General features: G+C 39.9%; 17 protein-coding genes and 1 pseudogene. 11 read left to right on the forward strand and 7 right to left on the reverse strand.

The window, feature by feature from the left end:
* Positions 1-170 precede the first annotated feature (170 nt).
* Positions 171-866: a hypothetical protein gene (locus A5875_RS03190; protein ID WP_088932260.1), complete on the forward strand. Its 696-nt coding sequence runs from the start codon at positions 171-173 to the stop codon at positions 864-866.
* A 53-nt stretch (positions 867-919) separates the two neighbouring features.
* On the opposite strand, the gene A5875_RS03195 is transcribed toward A5875_RS03190, so the two are convergent.
* On the reverse strand, positions 920-2539 hold the full coding sequence (locus A5875_RS03195) for a SulP family inorganic anion transporter (RefSeq protein ID WP_088932261.1): 1620 nt from the start codon (positions 2537-2539) through the stop codon (positions 920-922).
* Positions 2540-2870: 331 nt separating this feature from the next.
* Between A5875_RS03195 and A5875_RS03200 the strand changes: the two genes are divergently transcribed.
* The 6 genes from A5875_RS03200 to A5875_RS03225 all read left to right on the forward strand — a co-directional run bounded on the left by A5875_RS03200 (position 2871) and on the right by A5875_RS03225 (position 9413).
* Positions 2871-3320, forward strand: coding sequence for a YueI family protein (locus tag A5875_RS03200; protein ID WP_088932262.1), 450 nt, complete (start codon positions 2871-2873; stop codon positions 3318-3320).
* 189 nt (positions 3321-3509) lie between these two features.
* Entirely contained in the window at positions 3510-5120 is a 1611-nt protein-coding gene (locus tag A5875_RS03205; RefSeq protein WP_088932263.1) for a CTP synthase, read from the forward strand.
* A 181-nt stretch (positions 5121-5301) separates the two neighbouring features.
* On the forward strand, positions 5302-6171 hold the full coding sequence (locus A5875_RS03210; RefSeq protein ID WP_088932264.1) for a class II fructose-bisphosphate aldolase: 870 nt from the start codon (positions 5302-5304) through the stop codon (positions 6169-6171).
* Between the two features lie 317 nt (positions 6172-6488).
* Positions 6489-7760, forward strand: a complete 1272-nt coding sequence (locus A5875_RS03215) for a UDP-N-acetylglucosamine 1-carboxyvinyltransferase (RefSeq protein ID WP_088932265.1) — start codon at positions 6489-6491, stop codon at positions 7758-7760.
* Positions 7760-9055: a transcription termination factor Rho gene (gene rho / locus A5875_RS03220; protein WP_088932266.1), complete on the forward strand. Its 1296-nt coding sequence runs from the start codon at positions 7760-7762 to the stop codon at positions 9053-9055. The genes A5875_RS03215 and rho overlap by 1 nt, the downstream gene beginning before the upstream one ends.
* Positions 9056-9149: 94 nt before the next feature.
* Complete coding sequence (locus A5875_RS03225; protein WP_088932267.1) at positions 9150-9413, forward strand: type B 50S ribosomal protein L31; 264 nt, start codon at positions 9150-9152, stop codon at positions 9411-9413.
* Positions 9414-9569: 156 nt separating this feature from the next.
* Here A5875_RS03225 and A5875_RS03230 read toward each other — a convergent pair whose 3' ends face one another.
* Complete coding sequence (locus A5875_RS03230) at positions 9570-10433, reverse strand: MurR/RpiR family transcriptional regulator (RefSeq protein ID WP_088932268.1); 864 nt, start codon at positions 10431-10433, stop codon at positions 9570-9572.
* A gap of 254 nt (positions 10434-10687) precedes the next feature.
* On the opposite strand from A5875_RS03230, the gene A5875_RS03235 reads away from it, so the two are divergent.
* Together A5875_RS03235 and A5875_RS03240 are read left to right on the forward strand one after the other, a co-directional pair.
* Positions 10688-12157 (forward strand): PTS transporter subunit EIIC, encoded by a 1470-nt coding sequence (locus A5875_RS03235; protein ID WP_088932269.1) that lies wholly within the window; start codon positions 10688-10690, stop codon positions 12155-12157.
* Between the two features lie 80 nt (positions 12158-12237).
* On the forward strand, positions 12238-13752 hold the full coding sequence (locus A5875_RS03240) for a subtype B tannase (protein WP_176244611.1): 1515 nt from the start codon (positions 12238-12240) through the stop codon (positions 13750-13752).
* Between the two features lie 218 nt (positions 13753-13970).
* Here A5875_RS03240 and A5875_RS03245 read toward each other — a convergent pair.
* Positions 13971-14915, reverse strand: a pseudogene (locus tag A5875_RS03245) (IS3 family transposase); the annotation flags it as partial.
* The gene (locus A5875_RS03250; protein WP_088931732.1) at positions 14894-15337 is read right to left on the reverse strand and encodes an HTH domain-containing protein; all 444 of its coding nucleotides are present in this window, start codon (positions 15335-15337) and stop codon (positions 14894-14896) included. The pseudogene A5875_RS03245 and the gene A5875_RS03250, both read right to left, overlap by 22 nt.
* Positions 15338-15552: 215 nt before the next feature.
* Here A5875_RS03250 and A5875_RS03255 point away from each other — a divergent pair, with 215 nt between their 5' ends.
* Positions 15553-16566, forward strand: a complete 1014-nt coding sequence (locus tag A5875_RS03255) for a DUF6933 domain-containing protein (protein WP_088932271.1) — start codon at positions 15553-15555, stop codon at positions 16564-16566.
* Positions 16567-16645: 79 nt separating this feature from the next.
* On the forward strand, positions 16646-17506 hold the full coding sequence (locus tag A5875_RS03260; protein ID WP_088932272.1) for a LysR family transcriptional regulator: 861 nt from the start codon (positions 16646-16648) through the stop codon (positions 17504-17506).
* Positions 17507-17656: 150 nt separating this feature from the next.
* Here A5875_RS03260 and A5875_RS03265 read toward each other — a convergent pair whose 3' ends face one another.
* Genes A5875_RS03265 through A5875_RS03275 form a run of 3 tightly spaced genes read right to left on the reverse strand, consistent with a single transcriptional unit; the run spans position 17657 to position 21640 of the window.
* Positions 17657-19228, reverse strand: a complete 1572-nt coding sequence (locus A5875_RS03265; RefSeq protein WP_088932273.1) for a response regulator transcription factor — start codon at positions 19226-19228, stop codon at positions 17657-17659.
* Positions 19221-20669 carry a sensor histidine kinase gene (locus A5875_RS03270; protein ID WP_088932274.1) on the reverse strand — a complete coding sequence of 483 codons (1449 nt, stop codon included), beginning with the start codon at positions 20667-20669 and terminating at the stop codon, positions 19221-19223. Before A5875_RS03270 ends, A5875_RS03265 begins: the two co-directional genes overlap by 8 nt.
* A gap of 2 nt (positions 20670-20671) precedes the next feature.
* Positions 20672-21640 carry an ABC transporter substrate-binding protein gene (locus A5875_RS03275; RefSeq protein ID WP_088932275.1) on the reverse strand — a complete coding sequence of 323 codons (969 nt, stop codon included), beginning with the start codon at positions 21638-21640 and terminating at the stop codon, positions 20672-20674.
* Between the last annotated feature and the right edge of the window lie 209 nt (positions 21641-21849).

Here is a 21849-nt window from a genome sequence, read left to right on the forward strand (position 1 = left end):
CTTGCTAGGTTAGCCACTATTGTTAATTTTTCAGTTCTAGCATAGTAAAATAAGTTGCTTTGGGAGCTAGACGATGTGTCCTGTTATGTGTTTATAATAGAAGTAAGGAATAGTTATCAGTCGTAAAGAGGATTGGGAGTCTATTTTCACGTTATATTTTGGAGGGATTTATGAAAAAGATTGTTGGAATGGCAGTTGTATCTGCAAGTGTATTTATGTTGGCTGGTTGTAACACCAATAAGGAACAAAAAAGGGAAGCGACTATCTCACAGTCTTCCTCAGAAGAGAAAAAGAAACTTGAGATTATCTGCTTCAAAACGTTTGAAACAGATGAGTTAGGCAAAGCAATCATTACTGGAACAACAGAACCGGATGCGATCATTTCTATTGAAAATCAAAATGAAACCGCAGATGAACATGGCTTGTTTCGTATAGAGTATCAATTATCCGAACCAATAACAAAAGAATTGACATTGACTGCTAAAATTAAGAATGAAGAGACTGAGAAAAAGATTCAAATTGAGCCGTCAGTAAGCTATCAGCGTTCTAAAGAAAGTTCTTCAGCAGTTGCTGTAGCAGAAACACAACCCTCTACCGAAACTACTCAGGCACAAACCACACCATCGACAATTGCTGAACAGCCAAAGAAGGACGATCAGGTCGGACAGGTTTTAGTTACTCCAAATGGTGAAGCGGTCACGGTCTTGCGTGTCCTGCCAAATGGAGAGAGAGTAGTTAGTGAGGAAACGTCTCAAGCGGATCTGAATAATGATGGCATCCTAACCTATGAGGAACTAGCACAAGCAGAGAATGATTTAAACAAGCAAACAGAGGAAATAAGACGTAGACAACTTGAGGAACAATAATACTAAAAAAGCTGTGAGAATTTTCTCACAGCTTTTTTAAGAAAAAGAACAGACTAATCATCTTGATGCAAGGCGTGGAGTGCATGTGCAACAGTTGGATGCTGAATCGGGCAATGGTCTTGCTTATTCCATAATTGTTGAAACTGTTTTTCAACTTCAGGTTGCATCGAAGTAAAAATCAATTTTTGCTTGTTTAATGACGCAACTGAAAAATAATCAGCAAAGGTATCTCGTGCGGTTAAATCAATACTGGGAACTCCGCGAAGAGAAAAGATGATCCCTTCTTTGTCGACAGCTTGATCTAATTCTTTTTTCAACTGATTAGCAGACATGAAGAATAATGGGCCGGTGATGTAGATGACCGCCCAATCAGAACCAGCATCAGAATGCGGCAGTTCCATTCTCTGCCAATCAATTTCTTCGGTAATGATTGAAATTTTCGCGCTTTTTGCGATAAAGAAAATACAGCCAAAAATGACGCCAATCACGATTGCGATGCTGAGGTCGAAAATGATTGTACTTAGCATAGTAACGAGAAATAGAAGTATTGCCGTTCGATTTTTTTGCTGAATCATTGTTTTTATAGTTGTCCATTCATGCATCCGCCAACTTGTGACAAGCAGAACACTGGCAAGGGCAGTCATTGGAATTTGAGACATGATCGGTGCAAAAAGAATCATTGATAAAAACAGAAAGAGAGCATGAAAAATTCCGGCTAATCGTGTTTGAGCTCCTGATTTTATCGCTACGCTCGTTCTTGCGATCGCAGCAGTCGCTGGAATGCCGCCAAAAAATGGCAAAATCATATTGCCGATCCCTTGAGCAATCAATTCTTGGTTGCTGTCAAGATCTTTTCCAGTCATACGTCCAGCAGAAGCACCACAGAGTAAGCTTTCTATCATACCCAACATGGCAATACTGATAGCCGGTAAAAATAATTGCTTAATTAACGGAAGATTAAGAGTTGCCAAGTGAAGACGTTCGCTGGTTAATAATGAAGTCGGAATCGCACCAACCTTTGCAACTGGCAGTTTGAATATAATAGTAGCAAAGGTAGCTAGAATAATTGCAACTAATGAAGCGGGTAATACCTGATTCCATTTTTTTGGATAAAAAATCAGTAACAATAAAACGACTATACCTAATAAAAGTGTTGGAAAATCTGGTGTGAAGCCGGAACCATAACTGATCAATTTTGCTAGGGCATTATCACCAACAGAGGTTGTACCGAAAAAGTTATCGATTTGACCTAAAGCAATGATGATGGCAATGCCGGAGGTAAACCCGGTAATAACAGGCGAGGGAATGAATGACGTAAGACTTCCCAGCTTGAATAGCCCTGCAATCAATAAAATGATACCTGCGATGAACGTGGCGACTAACACGCCTGCTAAACCTTGTGTTGCAATAATACCTGTTAGAATGGCTGCCATTGCCCCAGTCGGACCGGAAATCTGATAGAAACCGCCTGAAAGACTCCCGATGACAAGACCTGCGATGATTGCTGTGATCATACCGGCTGCCGCATCGGCTCCGCTAGAGACACCAAATGCTAAGGCCAACGGCAATGCCACGGCAGCGACAGTCAATCCAGCTAATAAATCCTTTTGAAGTTTTTCTTTAGAGTAATGTTTGAACTCCTGTTGTAACAAATTCTTATAACGCTTGATCACAAAACACTCCTTTTTTTGCTGTCTCTTATACACATCTAGATGTGTATAAGAGACAGTGTTTGAACTCCTGTTGTAACAAATTCTTATAACGCTTGATCACAAAACACTCCTTTTTTTGAGAATACGACAAAAGCCCGCATATAAACGGGCTTTTAATAATAATTAACACCATCTTTTACTATAAAATAGAAGGAATAAAAGTACAATGGTTTTCTTATGATTTTTCTGAAACAATCGCTTTCTCTAGGCTTTTTTGCAGAGAATCAGCATTTTTTTCTTTCTTTTGATATACTAGTTCCAGAAGAAACCTACATATAAGGAAGTGAATGAGATGGCAAAGGACGAATTGCAGCAACATTTAGATAAGGGACGGTATGGTTCACCGCGGATCAATCCGGACGAACAGCGGAAATATTTAGGAACTTTTCGAGAACGCTGCTTTGTAAGTATGACAGTGCGGGAGATGGATTGCAAAAAGGACCGTGAAAATTTGATTGAAGAAATCAAAAAGCATCCTGAGGGCAAACTATTAATCAATGGCGAGGTAAATGAAAAACTGCAAAAAGAGTTTATCGCATTAGCTTCAAAAAATGCAATGGATTTTACCATCGTAAATGATGCGACGGTCGAGTCAGAGGACAGCATCGGCGTATTATTAGTGACAGATCATGCAGTGAATGAAGAAATCATCGATATCGAAGAAAAATATCCGTCAAATGCAACGGAAGAGACCACCGAACAAAAGAAAAAGAAAAGCTTTTTTGGTCGGTTATTTGATTAAAGAAATTTAAGCAACTAATCATTACTGTTGACAATTTTCCAAAGTGTCGGTATTATACTGCTTGGGCACCCTTTTAGTAAGGGTCAAGTGTTTAGTGAATTCACAGCTCCCTATTCAAATTGGATAGGGAGCTGTATTTGTTTTTTCTAGACGTTTCCTGCAAATTAGTATGAAGGAGTTTTTTCATTTATGACAAAGTATATTTTTGTAACTGGCGGCGTAGTTTCATCAATTGGCAAAGGGATCGTGGCAGCATCATTAGGTCGTTTGCTTAAAAATCGGGGATTGAAAGTTACCATCCAAAAATTCGATCCGTACATCAATGTCGATCCAGGTACGATGAGTCCTTACCAACATGGAGAAGTTTTTGTAACCGATGATGGTGCTGAAACGGACTTGGACTTGGGTCACTATGAACGTTTTATCGACATTAACTTGAATCAATACTCCAACGTAACGACAGGAAAAATCTATTCAGAGGTTATTCGTAAGGAACGTAAAGGCGAATACTTAGGTGCAACTGTCCAAGTCATTCCACACATCACAAATGAGATCAAATCAAAAATCATGCGTGCAGCGAAGATGACAGACTCAGATGTTATCATTACAGAGGTTGGCGGTACAGTAGGAGACATCGAATCATTACCATTCCTTGAAGCTTTACGTCAAATGAAAGCAGAAGTTGGAGCGGATAATGTGATGTATATCCATACAACATTGATTCCTTACTTGAAAGCTGCTGGTGAAATGAAAACTAAACCAACGCAGCATAGTGTGAAGGAATTACGCGGCTTAGGTATCCAGCCAAATATTTTAGTTGTTCGTACCGAACAGCCAGTTTCTCAAGGAACAAAAAATAAATTGGCCCAATTCTGTGATGTTGCTCCGGAAGCAGTTATTGAATCTCGCGATGTTGAAACTCTTTATTCAATTCCATTAGCATTGCAGGCGCAAGGGATGGACCAAATTGTTTGTGATCATTTGAAATTAGATGTACCTGTAGCGGACATGACTGAGTGGCGTCAACTTGAAGAAAAAGTCTTGAGCCTTAAGAAGAAGGTCAAGATTGCATTAGTAGGGAAATACGTGGAATTGCCTGATGCCTATATCTCTGTAGTAGAAGCCTTGAAACATTCTGGTTTTGCTTTTGACTCAGATATCGAGATCGAATGGATTCAATCACAAGAAGTTACGCGTGAAAACGTCAAAGAATTATTAGGTGACGCAGACGGTATTTTAGTACCTGGCGGTTTCGGAGATCGCGGAATCGAAGGAAAAATCGAAGCAATCCGATTTGCTCGTGAAAATGATGTGCCGTTCCTAGGAATTTGCCTAGGGATGCAAATGGCCTGTGTGGAATTTGCTCGTAATGTAGCTGGTCTTGAAGATGCTAACTCAGCGGAAACAGTTCCAGATACAGAAAATAACATCATCGACTTGATGGCCGATCAAGAAAACATTGAGAACTTAGGCGGTACTTTGCGTCTTGGTTTGTATCCATGCAAGTTGAAAAAAGGTAGTAAAACAGCAAATGCTTACAACAACGAAGAGGTGATCCAAGAGCGTCATCGTCATCGCTATGAATTTAACAATCAATATCGTCAATTATTTGAAGAGAAAGGATTGGTCTTCTCAGGTGTTTCTCCAGACAATCGCTTGGTAGAAATTGTTGAAATTCCTGAAAATAAATTCTTTGTGGGCTGCCAATTCCACCCAGAATTAATTTCTCGTCCAAACCGTCCGCAACCATTGATCAAAGCATTCGTGGGAGCTTCATTAGAAAGCAAAGAAGCAAAATAGTAAATTTGACTGAAAGGCGTCTATGCCTTTCAGTTTTTTTTACAAAAAAAGCAAAAAAGTTGAAATGTAAAGGTTTTATCGGAAGGTTGGGAGTAGCAAAGATGCCGAAACTTTGATAGAATTAACACGTTAGTTAAGCATGGCTTAACCAAATAGTAAAAAACCTTAGGAGGAATTTTTTATGCCAGTAGTATCAGGAGCAGAATTCTTAAAAGCTGCACGTAAAGGCGGATATGCAGTTGGTGGATTCAACACAAACAACTTAGAATGGACTCAAGCTATTCTAAAAGCTGCAGAAGCTAAAAAAGCACCAGTTCTTATCCAAACTTCAATGGGCGCAGCAAAATACATGGGCGGATACAAAGTTGCTAAAGATATCGTATGTAACTTAGTTGACTCAATGGGTATCACTGTACCAGTTGCTATCCACTTAGACCATGGTGACTACGAAGCTGCTTTAGAATGTATCGAAGTTGGCTATACTTCAATCATGTTTGATGGTTCTCATCTTCCATTTGAAGAAAACTTGAAATTGGCTAAAGACGTTGTTGAAAAAGCTCACGCTAAAGGTATCTCTGTTGAGTGTGAAGTTGGTTCAATCGGTGGTGAAGAAGACGGAATCATCGGTGCTGGTGAATTAGCTGACATCGACGAATGTGTACAAATGGTTGCTACAGGTATCGACTACTTAGCATGCGGTATCGGTAACATTCACGGCGTATACCCTGAAAACTGGAAAGGTTTAGCATTTGACCACTTACAAGCTATCGCTGATGCTGTAGGTTCTGATGTTCCTTTAGTATTACACGGTGGATCAGGTATTCCTCAAGAACAAATCCAAAAAGCTATCTCAATGGGTGTTTCTAAAGTCAACGTTAACACTGAATTCCAATTATCATTTGCTAAAGCAACTCGTGAATATATCGAAGCTGGCAAAGATAAAGAAGGAAAAGGCTTTGACCCTCGTAAATTGTTAGCACCAGGTGTTGCTGCAATCGTTAAAGATGCTGAAGAACATATCGACTGGTTCGGTTCAGCAAACAAAGCTTAATTTGCTTTTTCTAGTCTCGGAGCATATGCTTCGAGATTTTTTTTATGCTTAAATCAATCTTAAAGAGTTGGGGCTTGCAGTCAACTTATAAAATAATCAATTCAACCAATAGAATATTTCAAAAATTCCAATAAATTTGGTCGAGTATATGAATTCAACTCGAAAATTAGCCGTCTAATAATCAAAAGGTTTTCTAATACGAAAAACCTGCTTATTTTCTCCTGAGTTTTGAGAATGGTTCCTTTTTATACGAGCAATAATATGCTAGAATGGATAATGGTCTATAAACTTCAAAATAATTAATTAGGTGAAAATAAATGAGAAAAATTGAAATCCATGGCGGAAAGCCATTATCAGGTAATATTACAATCAGCGGCGCGAAAAACAGCGCGGTCGCATTGATCCCAGCAGCAATCATGGCGGATTCGCCAGTAACTTTAGAAGGTGTTCCAGATATTCAAGATGTTCACTCGTTAATCGAGATTTTAGAGATTATGGGTGCGAAGGTTTCGTTTGAAGATAATCGAATGGTAATTGATCCCACGAATGTCGTATCGATCCCGATGCCGAGCGGAAAAATTAATTCATTACGTGCTTCTTACTATTTTATGGGTGCGTTAGTAGGCAAATTTGGCGAAGCAGTAGTTGGTTTGCCTGGTGGATGCTTCTTAGGACCTCGTCCAATTGATTTGCATATCAAAGGGTTTGAAAGCCTAGGTGCGGACGTTTCAAATGAGCATGGTGTGATTTATTTACGTACAGAAGAACAAGGTTTGAAGGGTGACCGCATTTTTATGGATGTGGTTTCTATTGGCGCGACTATCAACGTGATGTTGGCAGCAGTTAAGGCTAAAGGCAAAACGATCATTGAAAATGCCGCAAGAGAACCGGAAATTATTGATGTAGCAACTTTATTGAATAATATGGGCGCTAAAATTCGTGGCGCGGGTACTGATGAAATTCGGATTGAAGGTGTTGAAGAATTACATGGCTGTGTCCATTCCATCATCCCTGACCGGATCGAAGCGGGAACTTATTTGGCTTTGGCTGCGGCAATGGGTGAAGGAGTAACAGTCCATAACGTGATCTATGAGCATATCGAAAGCTTTATTGCGAAGCTGGAGGAAATCGGTGTGGAAATGAATATCTCAGAAGACAGCATCGAGGTCTTACCTTCAAAAAATTTGAAGACCGCTGATATAACGACTTCACCGTATCCTGGATTTGCGACTGATTTACAGCAACCTTTGACACCATTATTGTTAAAAGCCCAAGGATCAGCAGAAATTATTGATACGATCTATTCAAAACGTATCAATCATATTCCTGAGCTGGTACGTATGGGAGCGAATGCTCGGGTAGAAGGTAATTTAATCGTACTAAACGGACCAAGCAAGTTACACGGTGCCGAAGTAGTTGCTTCCGACTTGCGTGCCGGGGCTTGTTTAGTTATCGCTGGCTTGATGGCTGAAGGAAAAACAACGATTTTTAACGTGGAATACATTTTACGCGGGTACGATCATATTATTGAGAAACTGACGGCTCTTGGTGCTACTATCGAAATGATCGACGAGGAAGAGGCGGAATAATGAGCGATTATTTAACAATGGCGGAACTTGAAAACAAGACGCTGAAAGAAATTTATACTTATGCAAAAGATTTTAAAATTCCTTATTATAGCCAGATGAATAAGAAGGAATTATCGTTAGCGGTGATTCGTGCGCAGGCAGAAAAGCAGGGCTTCTTCTATATGGAAGGCGTCTTGGATATTGTTGGGCAAGATGGCTACGGCTTTTTGCGTCCAATTAACTATGGATCAAGTGCGGAGGATATTTATATTTCTTCTTCACAGATTCGTCGTTTTGGTTTAAGAAATGGTGACAAGGTGGCCGGAAAGGCTCGTCCACCAAAAGAATCAGAGCGTTATTATGGATTGATGCATGTAGAAAGCGTCAATGGCAAAGATCCAGAAGAAGCCAAAGAACGTCCGCATTTTCCAGCTTTGACGGCACTTTATCCGGATAAACAATTAGTGCTAGAAACAACCCCCGGTCGTTTGTCTACTCGAATGATCGATATCTTTTCACCAGTTGGGTTTGGTCAGCGGGGCTTGATCGTTGCACCGCCAAAAGCAGGAAAAACAACTATCCTTAAAGAAGTTGCCAATGGGATTACTGATAATTATCCTGATGTTGAGTTGATCGTGCTGTTAGTCGATGAACGTCCAGAGGAAGTAACTGACTTAGAGCGCAGTGTTCAAGGAGATGTGGTGTATTCAACGTTTGATCAGCAGCCGCAGAATCATACTCGTGTGTCTGAATTGGTCTTAGAACGGGCCATGCGCTTGGTAGAAGATAAACGAGATGTTGTAATTTTGATGGATAGTATCACGCGTTTGGCACGTGCCTATAATTTAGTTGTTCCTCCAAGCGGTCGGACATTAAGCGGTGGTATTGATCCGGCGGCGTTATACAAACCGAAGAAATTCTTTGGTGCTGCACGGAATATTGAAGAAGGTGGGAGTTTGACGATTTTAGCAACGGCTCTTGTTGATACTGGCAGTCGGATGGATGATGTAATTTATGAGGAGTTCAAGGGAACAGGGAACTTGGAATTACAATTGTCTCGTGAATTATCCGAGCGTCGGGTCTTCCCAGCAATCGATATTAAAAAATCTGGTACTCGTAAAGAAGACTTATTGATGAGTCCAGATCGTTTAGAAGAAATCTTTAAGCTGCGTAACAATATGACAGGGGATTCGTTGGAATATACCTCACAATTTATAAACTTCTTGAAAAAGACGAAGAATAACGAGGGAGTTTTCAAGGCCTTCAAAGATGTTTCTTTCGGTGGAAAAACACCTCGCAGAAATCTAAAAAGATAATTGCATTGTCGAATCATTCGTGATAGTATATTCATGTTGTAAATAAATAACTCTGAACCAGCAAATGATTCAGGGCAAAGGAGCGAAAAAAACTATGAAACAAGGAATTCATCCAGAATATCATCCAGTTGTATTTATGGACTCAACTACAGGTTTCAAATTCTTGTCAGGTTCTACTAAATCTTCACAAGAAACAGTTGAATGGGAAGACGGAAATACTTACCCAGTAATCCGTGTCGAAGTTACTTCTGACTCTCATCCATTCTACACAGGACGTCAAAAATTCACTCAAGCAGATGGACGTGTCGATCGTTTCAACAAAAAATACGGTCTCAAAGATCAAAACGCTGCGGAGTAATCAAAATTCTGTTCAAACAGACTTTAACGAGCTGCCTTTTACGGGCGGCTCGTTTTTTTATTTTATAAATTCGGAAATAGAGTGTTCACAGTATTTGATTTCAAAATAAAAAACTCCTCATCAGAACTTTTCTGAAAAGGAGCTTAATGTGAAAGACTAGCGATCTTTCAAGAAGATAAGCAGGTCTTCATTTAAATGTTCGTAATGCGTCTCATAATCCAGCTGAAAGACTCCCGCATAAAGGTAGTTCATGATCGTGATTATGGAGATGCTTGAAGTAAATGTGCCAAGTTTTACATTGGCGCAGGGTTTGCTTTCTAGTGTAGCCATGTTCAGATTAATATCCGTAATTGATGCTAGGCTGTTCGTTCCTTGACTGGTAATAGACAGAGTAGGAACATTATTACTTTTCAAAAGCTTTGCGTATCGTAAAATTGAAGGCGTCTCACCTGAATAGGAAATAACAATGGCACAATGATCCGTATGCTTGATGGAAGCAGAGAGCATCTGCTGCTGGTTGTCTTGATGGATATGGACTTGATGATGTATTCTTCCCATTTTATAAGCAAAATCATGGAGTAAGTTGACATTTCCGCCTTCACCGTATACATCAATGCAAGCAGCTTCGTTTAATATCTTCGCCGCGGCTTGGTAATCTTTTGGACTAATTATTGAGCGAGTTAAGCGAATGGCAATTTCTTCTAAAGCGGTCAGCTGATCTAAGACGGTTTCAGGAGAATCTGCTGCGGTAAAAGGCAGATCGGCATCTACGTAAAGATTTGTTTGTTCTCTTTGTTGATAATCTGAAATAAACTGGGTCTTGAACTCTGCAAAATTTTTACAATCCAGCTTTTGGCACAAACGTACCACAGTAGAAGCAGATGTATAGGCAGCCACACCAAGCTGTGCTGCTGTTGGACTAGACAACAAAATATTTGGATCGTTTAACAGCAGTTTTATGATTTCAAGCTCAGAGGTAGTGAATTTTTCTTGGCAACGCATTTTTTCGATAATGTCCATTATAATCCTCCTACATATTTCATACTGATTAGTGAGCGTAAAAAAGAATTTAGCTTTGCAATAAAATTTCAAATAAAAGCCCTTACTTTATTAATTCTGCAAGGAATAGCCTAAACTCCAGAAAGCATTTACATAACAAGCGGATGTTCCTATAATCAAGTTATCAACATGATTTAGTAAGGATGGCCATCCAGAAACTCAGTTGTTAAGCGTTATCTATCATACCTAAAAATTACTTTATGGAGGTTAATAAAATGGCTGGGAAATACGATGCTGTTGCAGGCAAAATTATGGAGCTTGTTGGCGGGAAGGAAAATGTTCAATCCCTTACTCATTGTATCACACGTCTTCGCTTTGTTCTCAAGGATACTAGCAAGGCCGATAAAGAAAGACTTTCAAAAACTGAATATGTTTTAACCGTTTTAGATTCTGGCGGGCAGCTGCAAGTTGTTGTCGGAAATAAAGTCAGCGGAATTTATGATGCAATTATTTCAAAATATGATATTGCCGGCAACGGCGAGGTGGCGGCTGATGAATCAACGGCAGAGGAGAACAAGAAGGGGATACTCAACACCTTAATGGGAACTATTTCCGGTATCTTGGTTCCTACCTTGGGGGTACTTACAGCCGCAGGTATTACAAAAGGTGTTGTGGCCTTTTTAGCACTAGATAATATCGGTGTCCTTAGTACCAGCAGTGGAGTTTATATGCTGCTTTATGCTTTGGGAGATGGCTTCTTCTATTTCTTGCCTATCATGCTGGGCTTCACCGCTGCTCGGAAATTTAACTGTAATGAATTCATTGGTGCTGCGATTGGTGCTGCTTTGGTTTATCCGGGGATGGTTAATATTGCCGAAGCTTTTGATGTTTCTCATGCGTTGTTTGCAGGTTCCGCTTTTGAAATGACGTATTATAATACCTTTTTTGGAATCCCGATCATTATGCCGGGCGCAGGTTACACGTCTAGCGTATTCCCGGTGATTCTTGCGGTGTATTTAGCATCTAAAATTGAAAAATGGTGTAAAAAAACAATTCCAGAGGCCATTCGTGGTGTTTTGACGCCGATTATTACGTTGATTATCACCATTGTTTTAGCCTACATTGTTATTGGCCCTGTGTTGAATGCTGTCTGTGGTGTGATTTCTATTGTTATCGACGCATTATTCAACATACCGGTTGTCGGCGGAGTAATTGCTGGTGCTATACTTGGCGGCGGATTCGGAGTATTAGTACTCTTTGGTCTGCATTGGGTCATTATTGGTATGGCGCTGCAGTTAATCGCGTTAAATGGTTTTGATAATATTATGGCCTGTGGCGGTATTGGTCCGATGATTGGCGTGTTTCAAGGTTTAGCAATTTGCTGGGCATGTCGTAAAAATCAAAAGGTTCGCGATCTTGCAATACCTGCAACGATTTCACAGATTTGCGGAGTTGGGGAACCATTGATGTACTCTGTTTTAATTCCGATCAAAAAATTATTCTTAATCAATATCATTGGCGGCTGCATCGGCGGAGCAATTATCGGTGCGCTGGGAACAAAGATGTATATGTTTGGCGGAAGCGGACTCTTCGGCATTTTAAACTATGCTGGCGGCAGCGGCGTTCAAGATATCGTGAAATATTGTATCGGAATTGCGTTTGGTGCGATCTTTACAATTATTGCGACGATTTTAGTTTACAACGATGAAGAGGCGACTCAGGTTCTTGGTCAAGTAGAACAGTAAAAACACAGGATGCCTAGATAGTTCTTGGCATCCTGTTATACCTTACACTATGTTGTTGTAATTAATAGGGAGGAAATGGAATGTCAGATAAACTGCGGCTTCCAACTGAGCAGTATGTCATCAAGACCTGTGAACAAGGGGGCCGGAAAATAACCTATCGAGCTTTCGAAAATCTCAGTTATTGTGAGAAGCCAGTCGATTTGATTCAAAAATTGAGTATCTATGTGCCGGAGGACTATTATCATGGATTAGCCATTGGGGCTTATGATCGATCGAGTGCACCAATTTTTATGCCTAATACAGTTGGAGGGTATCTTCCTGGACCAGTCGATGAGCCTGGAGAGGATAGATATTCAAAAAACGTGAATTCAATCTTTCTAGCGTTGGAGCATGGATATGTGGTAGTCAGTGCGGGTGTGCGTGGTCGTACCTCTGGCAGAATTACGGCTGATTATTTTGAAGGTAGTAAGGAAGAAGAGTATATAGAAGCAACTGGTCATATGGTGGGGCGTGCTCCAGCATTGATTGTAGATTATAAGGCAGCGATTCGCTATCTTCGCTACAATAGGCATTTGATCCCAGGTGATACGGAACGCATTATCACCAATGGAACCAGTGCGGGTGGCGCACTTTCAACACTGGCAGGAGCCACCGGAAATAGCCCAGATTATGATTCGTATTTGGCCGAGATCGGAGCAGCAGATGAACGGGATGATATTTTTGCTGTTAGCAGTTATTGTCCTATTCATAATCTTGAGAATGCAGATAGTGCCTATGAATGGCTTTTTTCAGGACAGAAGGATTATTATCGCACCAAGCACCTGCGAACGGACAACGGCATTATCCGAATTCCCGATGATGGACAGATGACGGATCAGCAGCTGGCGTTATCGAGATCGTTAAAAGCTTTATTTCCCGCATATGTGAATAGTCTTGGACTGACAGATGAAGCTGGAGAAATTTTAACGCTAGATGAAGACGGAGAAGGCAGCTTTAAAGAGTTCGTAAAGGAAGAGCTGCTTGCTTCTGCTAATAAAGAATTGCAGACACATGAGAATGAATCGCTCCGTACCCGCTGGATGATGGATGGCAGTGAGATTGACACACAGAGCTATCTTACAGTTGCGAACAATCACGTAACTGATTTGGATTGGGATACTTTTGTGACAAAGATTACTCGGATGAAGGCTGCACCGGCTTTTGATGCAGTAGATTTAACCAGTCCTGAGAATGAAGAATTTGGGAATGAGGTAATAGACAGTCGACACTTTACTGCTTTTTCGATGGAACACAGCAGAGTGCCAGAAGCAGAGCTTGCGGATGATATGACGATCAGGCTGTTGAATCCGACCGTGTATATTCGTGAAAACAAAGCAGATATAGCAAAACACTGGCGTATTCGCCACGGCTCATTTGATCGGGACACGTCGCTGGCGATTCCGGTGATTTTAGCAACCTTGCTTAAAAACAAAGGATACGATGTAGATTTCGAATTGCCTTGGGGGATCTATCATTGTGGGGATTATGATCTGGCGGAACTATTTAAGTGGATCGATGAGCTTTGCTTATCCTATCAGAGTAATGAAATTGTTTAAGGCAAACAATCAAGATTTTATATAAACACTAAAGCGGACCCCATGTCAAGGACAGTTAATAAAAAACTGTATAAATCCTGTTGATTTCTATCTATGATTCGCTCATAGGAGGACTGACGGCACGAACAGCCCCGCACTCAAATAGAGTGCGGGTTCTTGTCATCCAGAAAGAATAGGACGATCTTTTCAAGTACTGAACCGTTAGTTTTTTCTGTGTTTTATGACAGATGAACCATTGGGAGTTCAGATGTGGTCACTAGATTTTTCAACGGATACTCTCCCGTTTTGATGAACTCATCATACTGATTCGGTGAAAGCTTTGCGAGATTCCATTGATAGCGCTCATTATTGTAATAATCCATATAATCATCGAGGGCTTCTTGAAGCTGTTGAAAGGAATTTAACTGATGCAGATCGGGTAATTCATCTTTCATATGGCCGGAAAAGGATTCCTGCGGCGCGTTATCCCAACAATTTCCGCGGCGAGACATGGATTGTCTAAGTTCATAATCGCTGACTAATGATTGAAATTTTATACTTGTATAGTGAAGACCCTGATCAGAATGGATCAAGGTCTTCTTATTTTTAGGAATCTCATGATTTTCAAACAATCGATTCAATGTCTCCAGCACAAAATCAACCTCCAGCGAATCGCTGAGGACATAAGAAAGGATTTGATTGGTAAAAGAATCTTTAATTGTGGATAAATAAGCCTTCTTCCCTCTTCCGTAAAAGAGATAGGTGATGTCTGTTAGTAAAGAACTTCGAGGACCGTTGGCTTTGAAGTCACGCTTTAAAAGGTTGGGCTTCGTTGCGGCTTCTTGTTTGGCTCTTGCCATTCGTTTATAAGGATTGGGCTTTCGAATTGGACAGAATAAGTTGAATTTTCGCATCAAACGTTGAACCTTTTTTCGATTCATCAAAATCCCCATATGGAGTAGGGTCATGTGGATTCCACGTGAGCCTTTGTTTTTATTGCGTTTTTGATAGGCCTTCAAAATCCATTCAAAATCTGCTTGGTCTTTGACGTCTCTTTGATCGCGTTGTTCTTGATTCTTTTTCCATGAATAGTACCCAGAGCGCGATACTTGGGAGATTTCGCATAGCCACGTGATGTTTAACAGATTGTTGTCTCGAGTAGTTAATGTTTGGATGAGTTGGAATTTTTCTTGCGTGAAGCTTGGGCAGCCTTGCGATTGATAGAATTCGTTTTTTTTAGTGCTTCGATCTGTTGCTTTTGTAGCGCAACTTGATGACGAAGGTACGCGATTTCTTCTTCTGTTGACCGGTCTTTGGTTCGAGGACGACCGGAAGAAAGGCTGCGCAAATCAGTGAATCCTTCGACTCGATCATTCATTTTTCGTGCCCGTCTGACAAAATTATCAATCCGCATTTTTCCAAGAACCTTTGGATCGAATCCGGCTTCTCTAAAAATTTGGGTGGGCAATTTCCCTTGTGCATTTTCTTCGATAAAATGTTGTTTAAATTCTTCCGAATAAGTAATAGCTTTAGCAGAAACATTGTCTACATAAGGATTACACCGAAGTTCTTCAACTTGTTCATTGGTAAAGTAATTGACACCCATAGTCACACCTCATTTGTTTGATTGTACGACAAAAAGATCCTAGATAATAGGATCAACTGACGTTTTTTTATCAGTGTCCATTATCTAGGGTCCATTTTACACTTTAGCGGGCTGCTTTTTATGTGCAGCTCTTTTTTTTGTTTTCATCTTAAGAGTATTCTCGTAATCTTTTTGCTATACTTGTTCAAAGAATGAGAATTAGGCAGGTGCGAAAAATGATCATCAATCCAACGAAAAAGGCATTACCATTATTTAGTTATTTATCAGAGGTTTCCGATAAAAAAATTGCGCGGGATTTTTCAAGTAATAATTCGCTGTTTTCTTGGCATGCCAATTATTTTAATGTTCGACGAAAAAAGATTTTACTATTGGTCAATGATCTGACTTATTTTCCGCTCGTTTTAATAGGTATCGATGCTAAGCTTAAAAAGCAGTTGAATGAAATAATTCCAGAAGCAATCACAGAAGTATTTCATGCAGCAGAAATTCCTTCAAAAAAAATTGAGGAATATCTTGATTTAGCCGGGAGGATAGAGGTGAATGCAGGATACAATCGGGTTGTTAATGGGGTCATGAATAATATGGTCGCGTCAATGGAGTATCACAGTAGATTTGATTTTACAACTTTAATAGACACCAAGACCAGCCTTTACCTAGCAAATAGTTTCTATAAAGAAGAATGTCCACTTGATACCTTGAAAGCGGCTTTTAATGAGCCGTTGGTTCTTCATGAAGTTTCTCAAGAAGAAGTGGAGAAAGAGTACGTGGTAGAAAGGAATTGGCGAAGTTTGTCTGATTACAATGTAACAGATTTTACTGAAGATGATTTCGAAGCGGCGTTTGCGAACAATCGATTGATTTTAACGGCTTTTCAACACTACCTTGAGCAGTCTGAAAAATTAACTAAAAAGACAGTGAATCGTCATCTAGCTAATGTGGAAGACTATTTAAATAACTATTTGATTTTTTATGGCTTTGATTTAGCGGTCTCTACTTTTTCGATTATTAGCGACTTCTTCAGTTGGGGTGCGCGTAAAAATATTTGGATCAGCGAAAGTGCGATTAAAAAAGCTGGGACATCACTGAAGAAGTTTTATCAGTTTTTGATAGCGGCAGGTGAAGTAAAGGCTTCGGATATGCCGGAAATCAGAAAAGAAATCGAATTGGGTATCGAAGATGGAATCATGACGCTCATGGAGATGGACGAGCTGTCTCTTATACACATCTAGATGTGTATAAGAGACAGGCTGTGGATAGTTTTAATTGGATAGACTACTATGAAGGAAGAAGGTTAAGGAGGAATGATGTATGCTTTTAACGAAACTATACTATTTTCGTTCAGCAGCAAAATTCGAAAATTTAACAAAGGCAGCAAAAGAATTAAAAATCAGTCAACCGACATTGACGAAAACGATACGTTTATTAGAAACTGAAATAGGTGTGCCGCTTTTTAAACGATTTGGGAATAAGATTGCGTTAAATGATAAAGGAAAAATTTTTCAAGGGCGTTGTTGTCAGATTATTGATTTTTGGGAAGAGGCTAAAAGAGAAGTCAGTGAAACGAATGACATTGCGCCTATCAATATTTCATTGCAGGTGGCCTCCTCTTATTTTACGGAGTTGTTAGAGCGGATCGAAACCTGTCAAGTTCCCTCAGCCTTAAATTTTACTCAAAATAAACAAAATGAAAAAGCAGAAATAGTGCTATCCTCCATACCAACAGCCATCCCTCTGTATGACAGTCAGGTGGTGTTAGAAGAGGAGTGTTTACTAGCGGTTCCAAAGTATCTTTACGATAAGGAATTATTTGACTCGCCACTTTCCCTGACTGCTCTCGAAAATATCCCGATGATCAGCTTAACGAAGGAATATGAGTTGAGACAATCAATGGATGACTACTTTATTAAGCATGTCAAAAAAGCCCGAATTAGTTATGAAGTTGATAATCCGTCATTGTACAGAGATATGATTAATCGAGGAATGGGGATAGCCTTGGTTCCTAGAAAAACATGGAAATTACAAGATAATGAAGTCCAGCTTGTCTCACTAGAACAGCCTTTAAAGAGGATACTATACATTCGAACACTCAAAAACCAACGTGATAATAGGATAATTCAAAAAATTAGAGAAAGTATGATTCAGTTTTTTCAGGAGCTGGATGCTACATGAAACGTTTCATTTTCTAACGGATGCGATGATTTTTAAATTAGTCGAGGTTCAGGCACTCTTTATATGGAAATATAAGTGTTTAAGAATTTGACGGATGTTGGAAAATTGCAGAAAAATAAACCTAAGAAGAACTTGATTTTCTTCTTAGGTTTATTTATTTTGCGAATTGCGAAAGGCTTTTGGGGAAACGCCGATTTTCTTTTTGAAGAGATAGCTGAAATAGTTGGGGTCATTATAGCCAATCTCAAAGGCAATCGCAGTGATTAGCAGATCTGTTTCTCTCAGCAGCTCCTTTGCGTGATCTAGGCGAATCTCAGTTAATGCATCAATGAAGTTTTTTCCTTTTGACTGAGAAAAAAGGGTACTTAGATATGTTTGGCTAACTCCTGCGTTATCGGCAACTACTTGTAAGGATAAATTCGGGTCCGAGTAGTTTTCCAAGATCTCTTTGTAGACAGCTGTTACGACAGGATGCTCCTGTTCTTTTTTCTGATAGCTTTTTTCTTTTAGCCCATTTTTGATCGCCGTCAGCAATACTTCAAGGAGCAGCCGAAAAACTGAAGGTGTTTTGCTGATTAAAACTAAATCAGCTTCTTGGTATTCTGCCAAAACTTTTCGACCTTGATTGGTGTTCAATTTTTCTAAGAATTTCATCAAGTATTGGGTCGTTTGATAGGCCGAAGAGGAGGAGAAGCCATTCTCAGTTTCTAAGCTCTGTAAGATCGTATTGATTAATTCGGTTACTTGAAATTCTTGCTGATTGAGATTTAAGACTGTTTTATCGGGTAGGACAAAACCAGCATCTGCGACATTTAGTGTGTCTGCTCGCTGAATAATTTTCCCGTTGAAGGGTTCGAGACTTTCAAGCGCAAATTGTTGGGTCAATAATAGATTGTTGCGAAGCTCGGTCAAACGATTAGAGGTATTGCCAATCGCGATAACAAAAGCAGTTTCCTCCATGCTTAGCAGTTCATATTTTAGAATATCTGCCGCATAATAGGCTTTATCCATTGATTTGCCTTCGCTTGCACCACTAACCAAACACTTGATAGTAAGGGTATCATAGACCACTGGCAGGACATTTTTATCTGAGTCAAAGACTTCATTTAAACGAAGAACAAGATGCTGATAGCTTTGTTCATTTAAATGCTGTTGCGGCAATTTGATATAGATGACCGTTAGATACTGTCCCAATAGATTGAAGTTGAGCTTCTCCTGACGTTCGATCAATTCACTAGGGTCGTAGCCGTTTTTTTCTAAATGATGGAAAAAGTGTTCCTTGTAGTATTCAAAATGCATGAGCTTATTTTTTTGATCTGGCTGATTCTGCCGCTCGCGTTCTTGCTGAATTCGCTTTTGTGAAGTTTTGATAGCATCGATCAGCTCAATGGTAGTTACAGGCTTAGTGATGTAGGAATCAACACCAATGGCGATAGCTTCTTGAGAGTAGGCAAAATCATCGTAACCGCTAATGATGATCACATGAAGCCACGGCAGCATTTCTTTAGCATAACGAGCAAGGTCCAATCCGTTCATAAAGGGCATGCGAATATCTGTCAAAAGCAGATCGGGTTTCAACTCCTGCATCATGGAAAGAGCCATATCACCATCGCTGGCTTCACCAATAAATTGAACAGTGCCTTCCTTTTCCAATTTCGCAAGTTGTTTACGTAACGATAAACGAATGATCTCCTCGTCTTCAGCGATAAACACTTTAAGCATCTTCTTCCTCCGTTTCTAAAAACGCATCATCTCGAATCGGCAGCATGATCGTAACTGTTGTTCCTTGATTTTCTTGACTAGCTATTCGCAGCTCAGCCGCTGCGCCAAAGTAAAGCCGCAATCTGCGATAAACATTATAGAGACCATAACCGCCAGATACACCAGTAGGATCGAGCTCTTGAATATTTTTCTGCAGCTCAGCCACTTGCTGAGGGGACATCCCGCTGCCGTTATCTGCGACTTCAAAGATCAGCATTTGATTTTGCTGTGTTCCGCGAATTTCGATGACTCCGCGTCGGCGGCTGTGTTTGATCCCGTGATACATGGCATTTTCAACGAGCGGCTGTAAAATCATTTTTAGCATTTTTATGTTCTCGATCGAAGGATCAATCATAAGCTGATACTCTAAAATCGAGCCATAGCGAGTTTTTAAAATCTGCAGATAGCTTTTGACATGTTCGATTTCTTGTTGGACGGTTACCCAATCTTTGCCATTGTTTAGTGTCAGCTTAAAAAAATTCGATAAGGCTAGTGTTGTTTCGACCACCCGTTCCGGTTCATCTAATTCGGATAAGGTGATGATCGCATCTAAGCTGTTGTAAATAAAATGGGGCGTTATTTGGGCCTGCAAAGCTTTCAATTCGGCTTTGGCAATCGCTTGTTGTTTACGTTCGTTTTGCTCTATTAGCGCTTTGATCTGAGTGGTCATTTGATTGACCTCAGTCGATAAAAGATCAAACTCAATGATTTCAGAGCTTTCCACCTGAGTATCCCAGTTTCCTTTAGAAACTTCAGAGAGGGAAGTTAGAATTTTGTCCATAGGTGTCTGTATTCGGGCAGTTAAATCTTTTTTATTTCGGCTGATAATAAGAATGAGAATGACGACTAAACAGAGTTCTAAAAACAGCAAAATAATAATCGTTTGAAAAATCTGATTGCTCTTTTTATTTGAGAGATTGATCTCGCCCGTCACAAATTCCTGCAAGGTGTCTTTTAATAGAACATTGACGTTGCGAATTTCGACTAGGATCGCTTCACTCTCACTGATCGGCTTTTCTGTGGCGATATTATCTTTGATCGTATTCACATAATGGCGATCAGTATCTAATATGCGTTTTGCCACATCTAAGGTCTGCTGCTGATTGACGGAAGAAGAGCTGGTCTTCAAGGTGTCCAGTTTTTTGTGATAATAAAGAATCAATTCAGCGGGGTCCTGCATTTTTGTGGGTTTTCCGGTAATCAAATAAAAAACCGAGTTGTCGATTTTTGTAGCCATTTCAGAATTCAACTTGTTGACATAGTTGACGTTCTCAATTGATTTCCGATATTGAAAAATATTGACCATGAAGAAAACACTGATGAATACCATTGGTAAAATGACTAAGAGGATCACCAGCTTATAATGAAAGTTTAAAGTGTTTCCGATACTTATCCGTTTCATGCTCAATACCCTCGTTCCTCAATTTTATTCAACTCAGAAAACTCAGAAAAAATCCTTCCGGTAGTAAAGTTTTCTTTGGGAACGTCTTTTCCTTCCAATACAGCAGTTACGACCTCAAAAAGCATTTCACCCATATTTGGATCACATTCGATTACGCAGTTGATCTTCCCAGCCTTTAGCAGATTAATCGCACTTTGCTGCCCGTCAACACTGCAAATAATAATGTCTTTTCCCGGTTTGATATCTGTTTCTTCTAAATAGGAGACTACGCCGTCGGTCATATCATCATTGTGACAGTAAATCACATCCACTTGTCGAAGATCATGAGATTTAGCCACATTCTTAATTGCCTCACGACCTTTGGAGAGCATAAAGTCGCCATGAACGGAAGCGATCATTTGAAAACGAGTATCATCCTTTATACCTTCTAGTAAACCAGCATGCCGGCTGATGGCTGGTGAAGCATCTTTGCTTCCTTGGATTTCGACGATATTGATCGGTGCAGGAACATTTTTAAATTTCTTTTTTAGAAAATCGGCTGTTTGAATTCCTTGAATAGGAACATTCGGACCAACAAATGTTTGATAAAGGTGAGAATCCTCCTCTGAAATCAGCCGATCATTAATAACAACCGGAATGTCAGCAGCGGCAGCTTCTTCTAAGACGTGCTTCCATCCAGTCTCCACAATGGGGGTCAAAATAATCAAGTCAACGCGTGAAGCGATGAAGGAACGCACGTCCTTGATTTGCTCTGCTTGGCTTTGATTGGCATTTTTATAAAGGATCTTATAATCGGCCTTTTTTCCTGCATCTAGGACCGATTCGGTATTACGTTCCCGCCAAGAACTTTCCGCGCCGATCTGAGAAAAACCGATCACGTATTGTTTCTTATCTGTACCTGACTTGGATTTTCCAGCAGAGCAGCTAGTAAGCAGTAAAAGCAGTACTATTAAAAACGAAACCCTTTTCATTTTTCTTCCCCTCAAATCCTCAACTATTCTTACCTATATTGTATGAAAAAAAATATACCAAAGATAGCAAATCGAAATTTTTTTAAGGAACTATCTAAAAATAATCAAGGTTCTTTGACGTTTATTTTTTAGTTTAGGGAAAAGTCTGAAATATTTAAAGGAAATTAGCATAAATGATCCGTGGCAGCGTTTTCAATTCCGCTTTATGA

This window comes from Enterococcus sp. 3H8_DIV0648 (assembly GCF_002140655.1).
GTDB lineage: Bacteria > Bacillota > Bacilli > Lactobacillales > Enterococcaceae > Enterococcus_A > Enterococcus_A hulanensis.

Bases quoted from the DNA above. Each gene is read 5' to 3' on its own strand.
- A5875_RS03265 (WP_088932273.1), bottom strand. From the start codon at position 19,228: ATGCTTAAAGTGTTTATCGCTGAAGACGAGGAGATCATTCGTTTATCG.
- A5875_RS03225 (WP_088932267.1), top strand. From the start codon at position 9,150: ATGAAACAAGGAATTCATCCAGAATATCATCCAGTTGTATTTATGGAC.
- A5875_RS03250 (WP_088931732.1), bottom strand. From the start codon at position 15,337: ATGGGTGTCAATTACTTTACCAATGAACAAGTTGAAGAACTTCGGTGT.
- A5875_RS03215 (WP_088932265.1), top strand. From the start codon at position 6,489: ATGAGAAAAATTGAAATCCATGGCGGAAAGCCATTATCAGGTAATATT.
- A5875_RS03270 (WP_088932274.1), bottom strand. From the start codon at position 20,669: ATGAAACGGATAAGTATCGGAAACACTTTAAACTTTCATTATAAGCTG.
- A5875_RS03260 (WP_088932272.1), top strand. From the start codon at position 16,646: ATGCTTTTAACGAAACTATACTATTTTCGTTCAGCAGCAAAATTCGAA.
- A5875_RS03205 (WP_088932263.1), top strand. From the start codon at position 3,510: ATGACAAAGTATATTTTTGTAACTGGCGGCGTAGTTTCATCAATTGGC.
- A5875_RS03255 (WP_088932271.1), top strand. From the start codon at position 15,553: ATGATCATCAATCCAACGAAAAAGGCATTACCATTATTTAGTTATTTA.
- A5875_RS03275 (WP_088932275.1), bottom strand. From the start codon at position 21,640: ATGAAAAGGGTTTCGTTTTTAATAGTACTGCTTTTACTGCTTACTAGC.
- A5875_RS03240 (WP_176244611.1), top strand. From the start codon at position 12,238: ATGTCAGATAAACTGCGGCTTCCAACTGAGCAGTATGTCATCAAGACC.
- A5875_RS03200 (WP_088932262.1), top strand. From the start codon at position 2,871: ATGGCAAAGGACGAATTGCAGCAACATTTAGATAAGGGACGGTATGGT.
- rho (WP_088932266.1), top strand. From the start codon at position 7,760: ATGAGCGATTATTTAACAATGGCGGAACTTGAAAACAAGACGCTGAAA.
- A5875_RS03235 (WP_088932269.1), top strand. From the start codon at position 10,688: ATGGCTGGGAAATACGATGCTGTTGCAGGCAAAATTATGGAGCTTGTT.
- A5875_RS03190 (WP_088932260.1), top strand. From the start codon at position 171: ATGAAAAAGATTGTTGGAATGGCAGTTGTATCTGCAAGTGTATTTATG.
- A5875_RS03210 (WP_088932264.1), top strand. From the start codon at position 5,302: ATGCCAGTAGTATCAGGAGCAGAATTCTTAAAAGCTGCACGTAAAGGC.
- A5875_RS03230 (WP_088932268.1), bottom strand. From the start codon at position 10,433: ATGGACATTATCGAAAAAATGCGTTGCCAAGAAAAATTCACTACCTCT.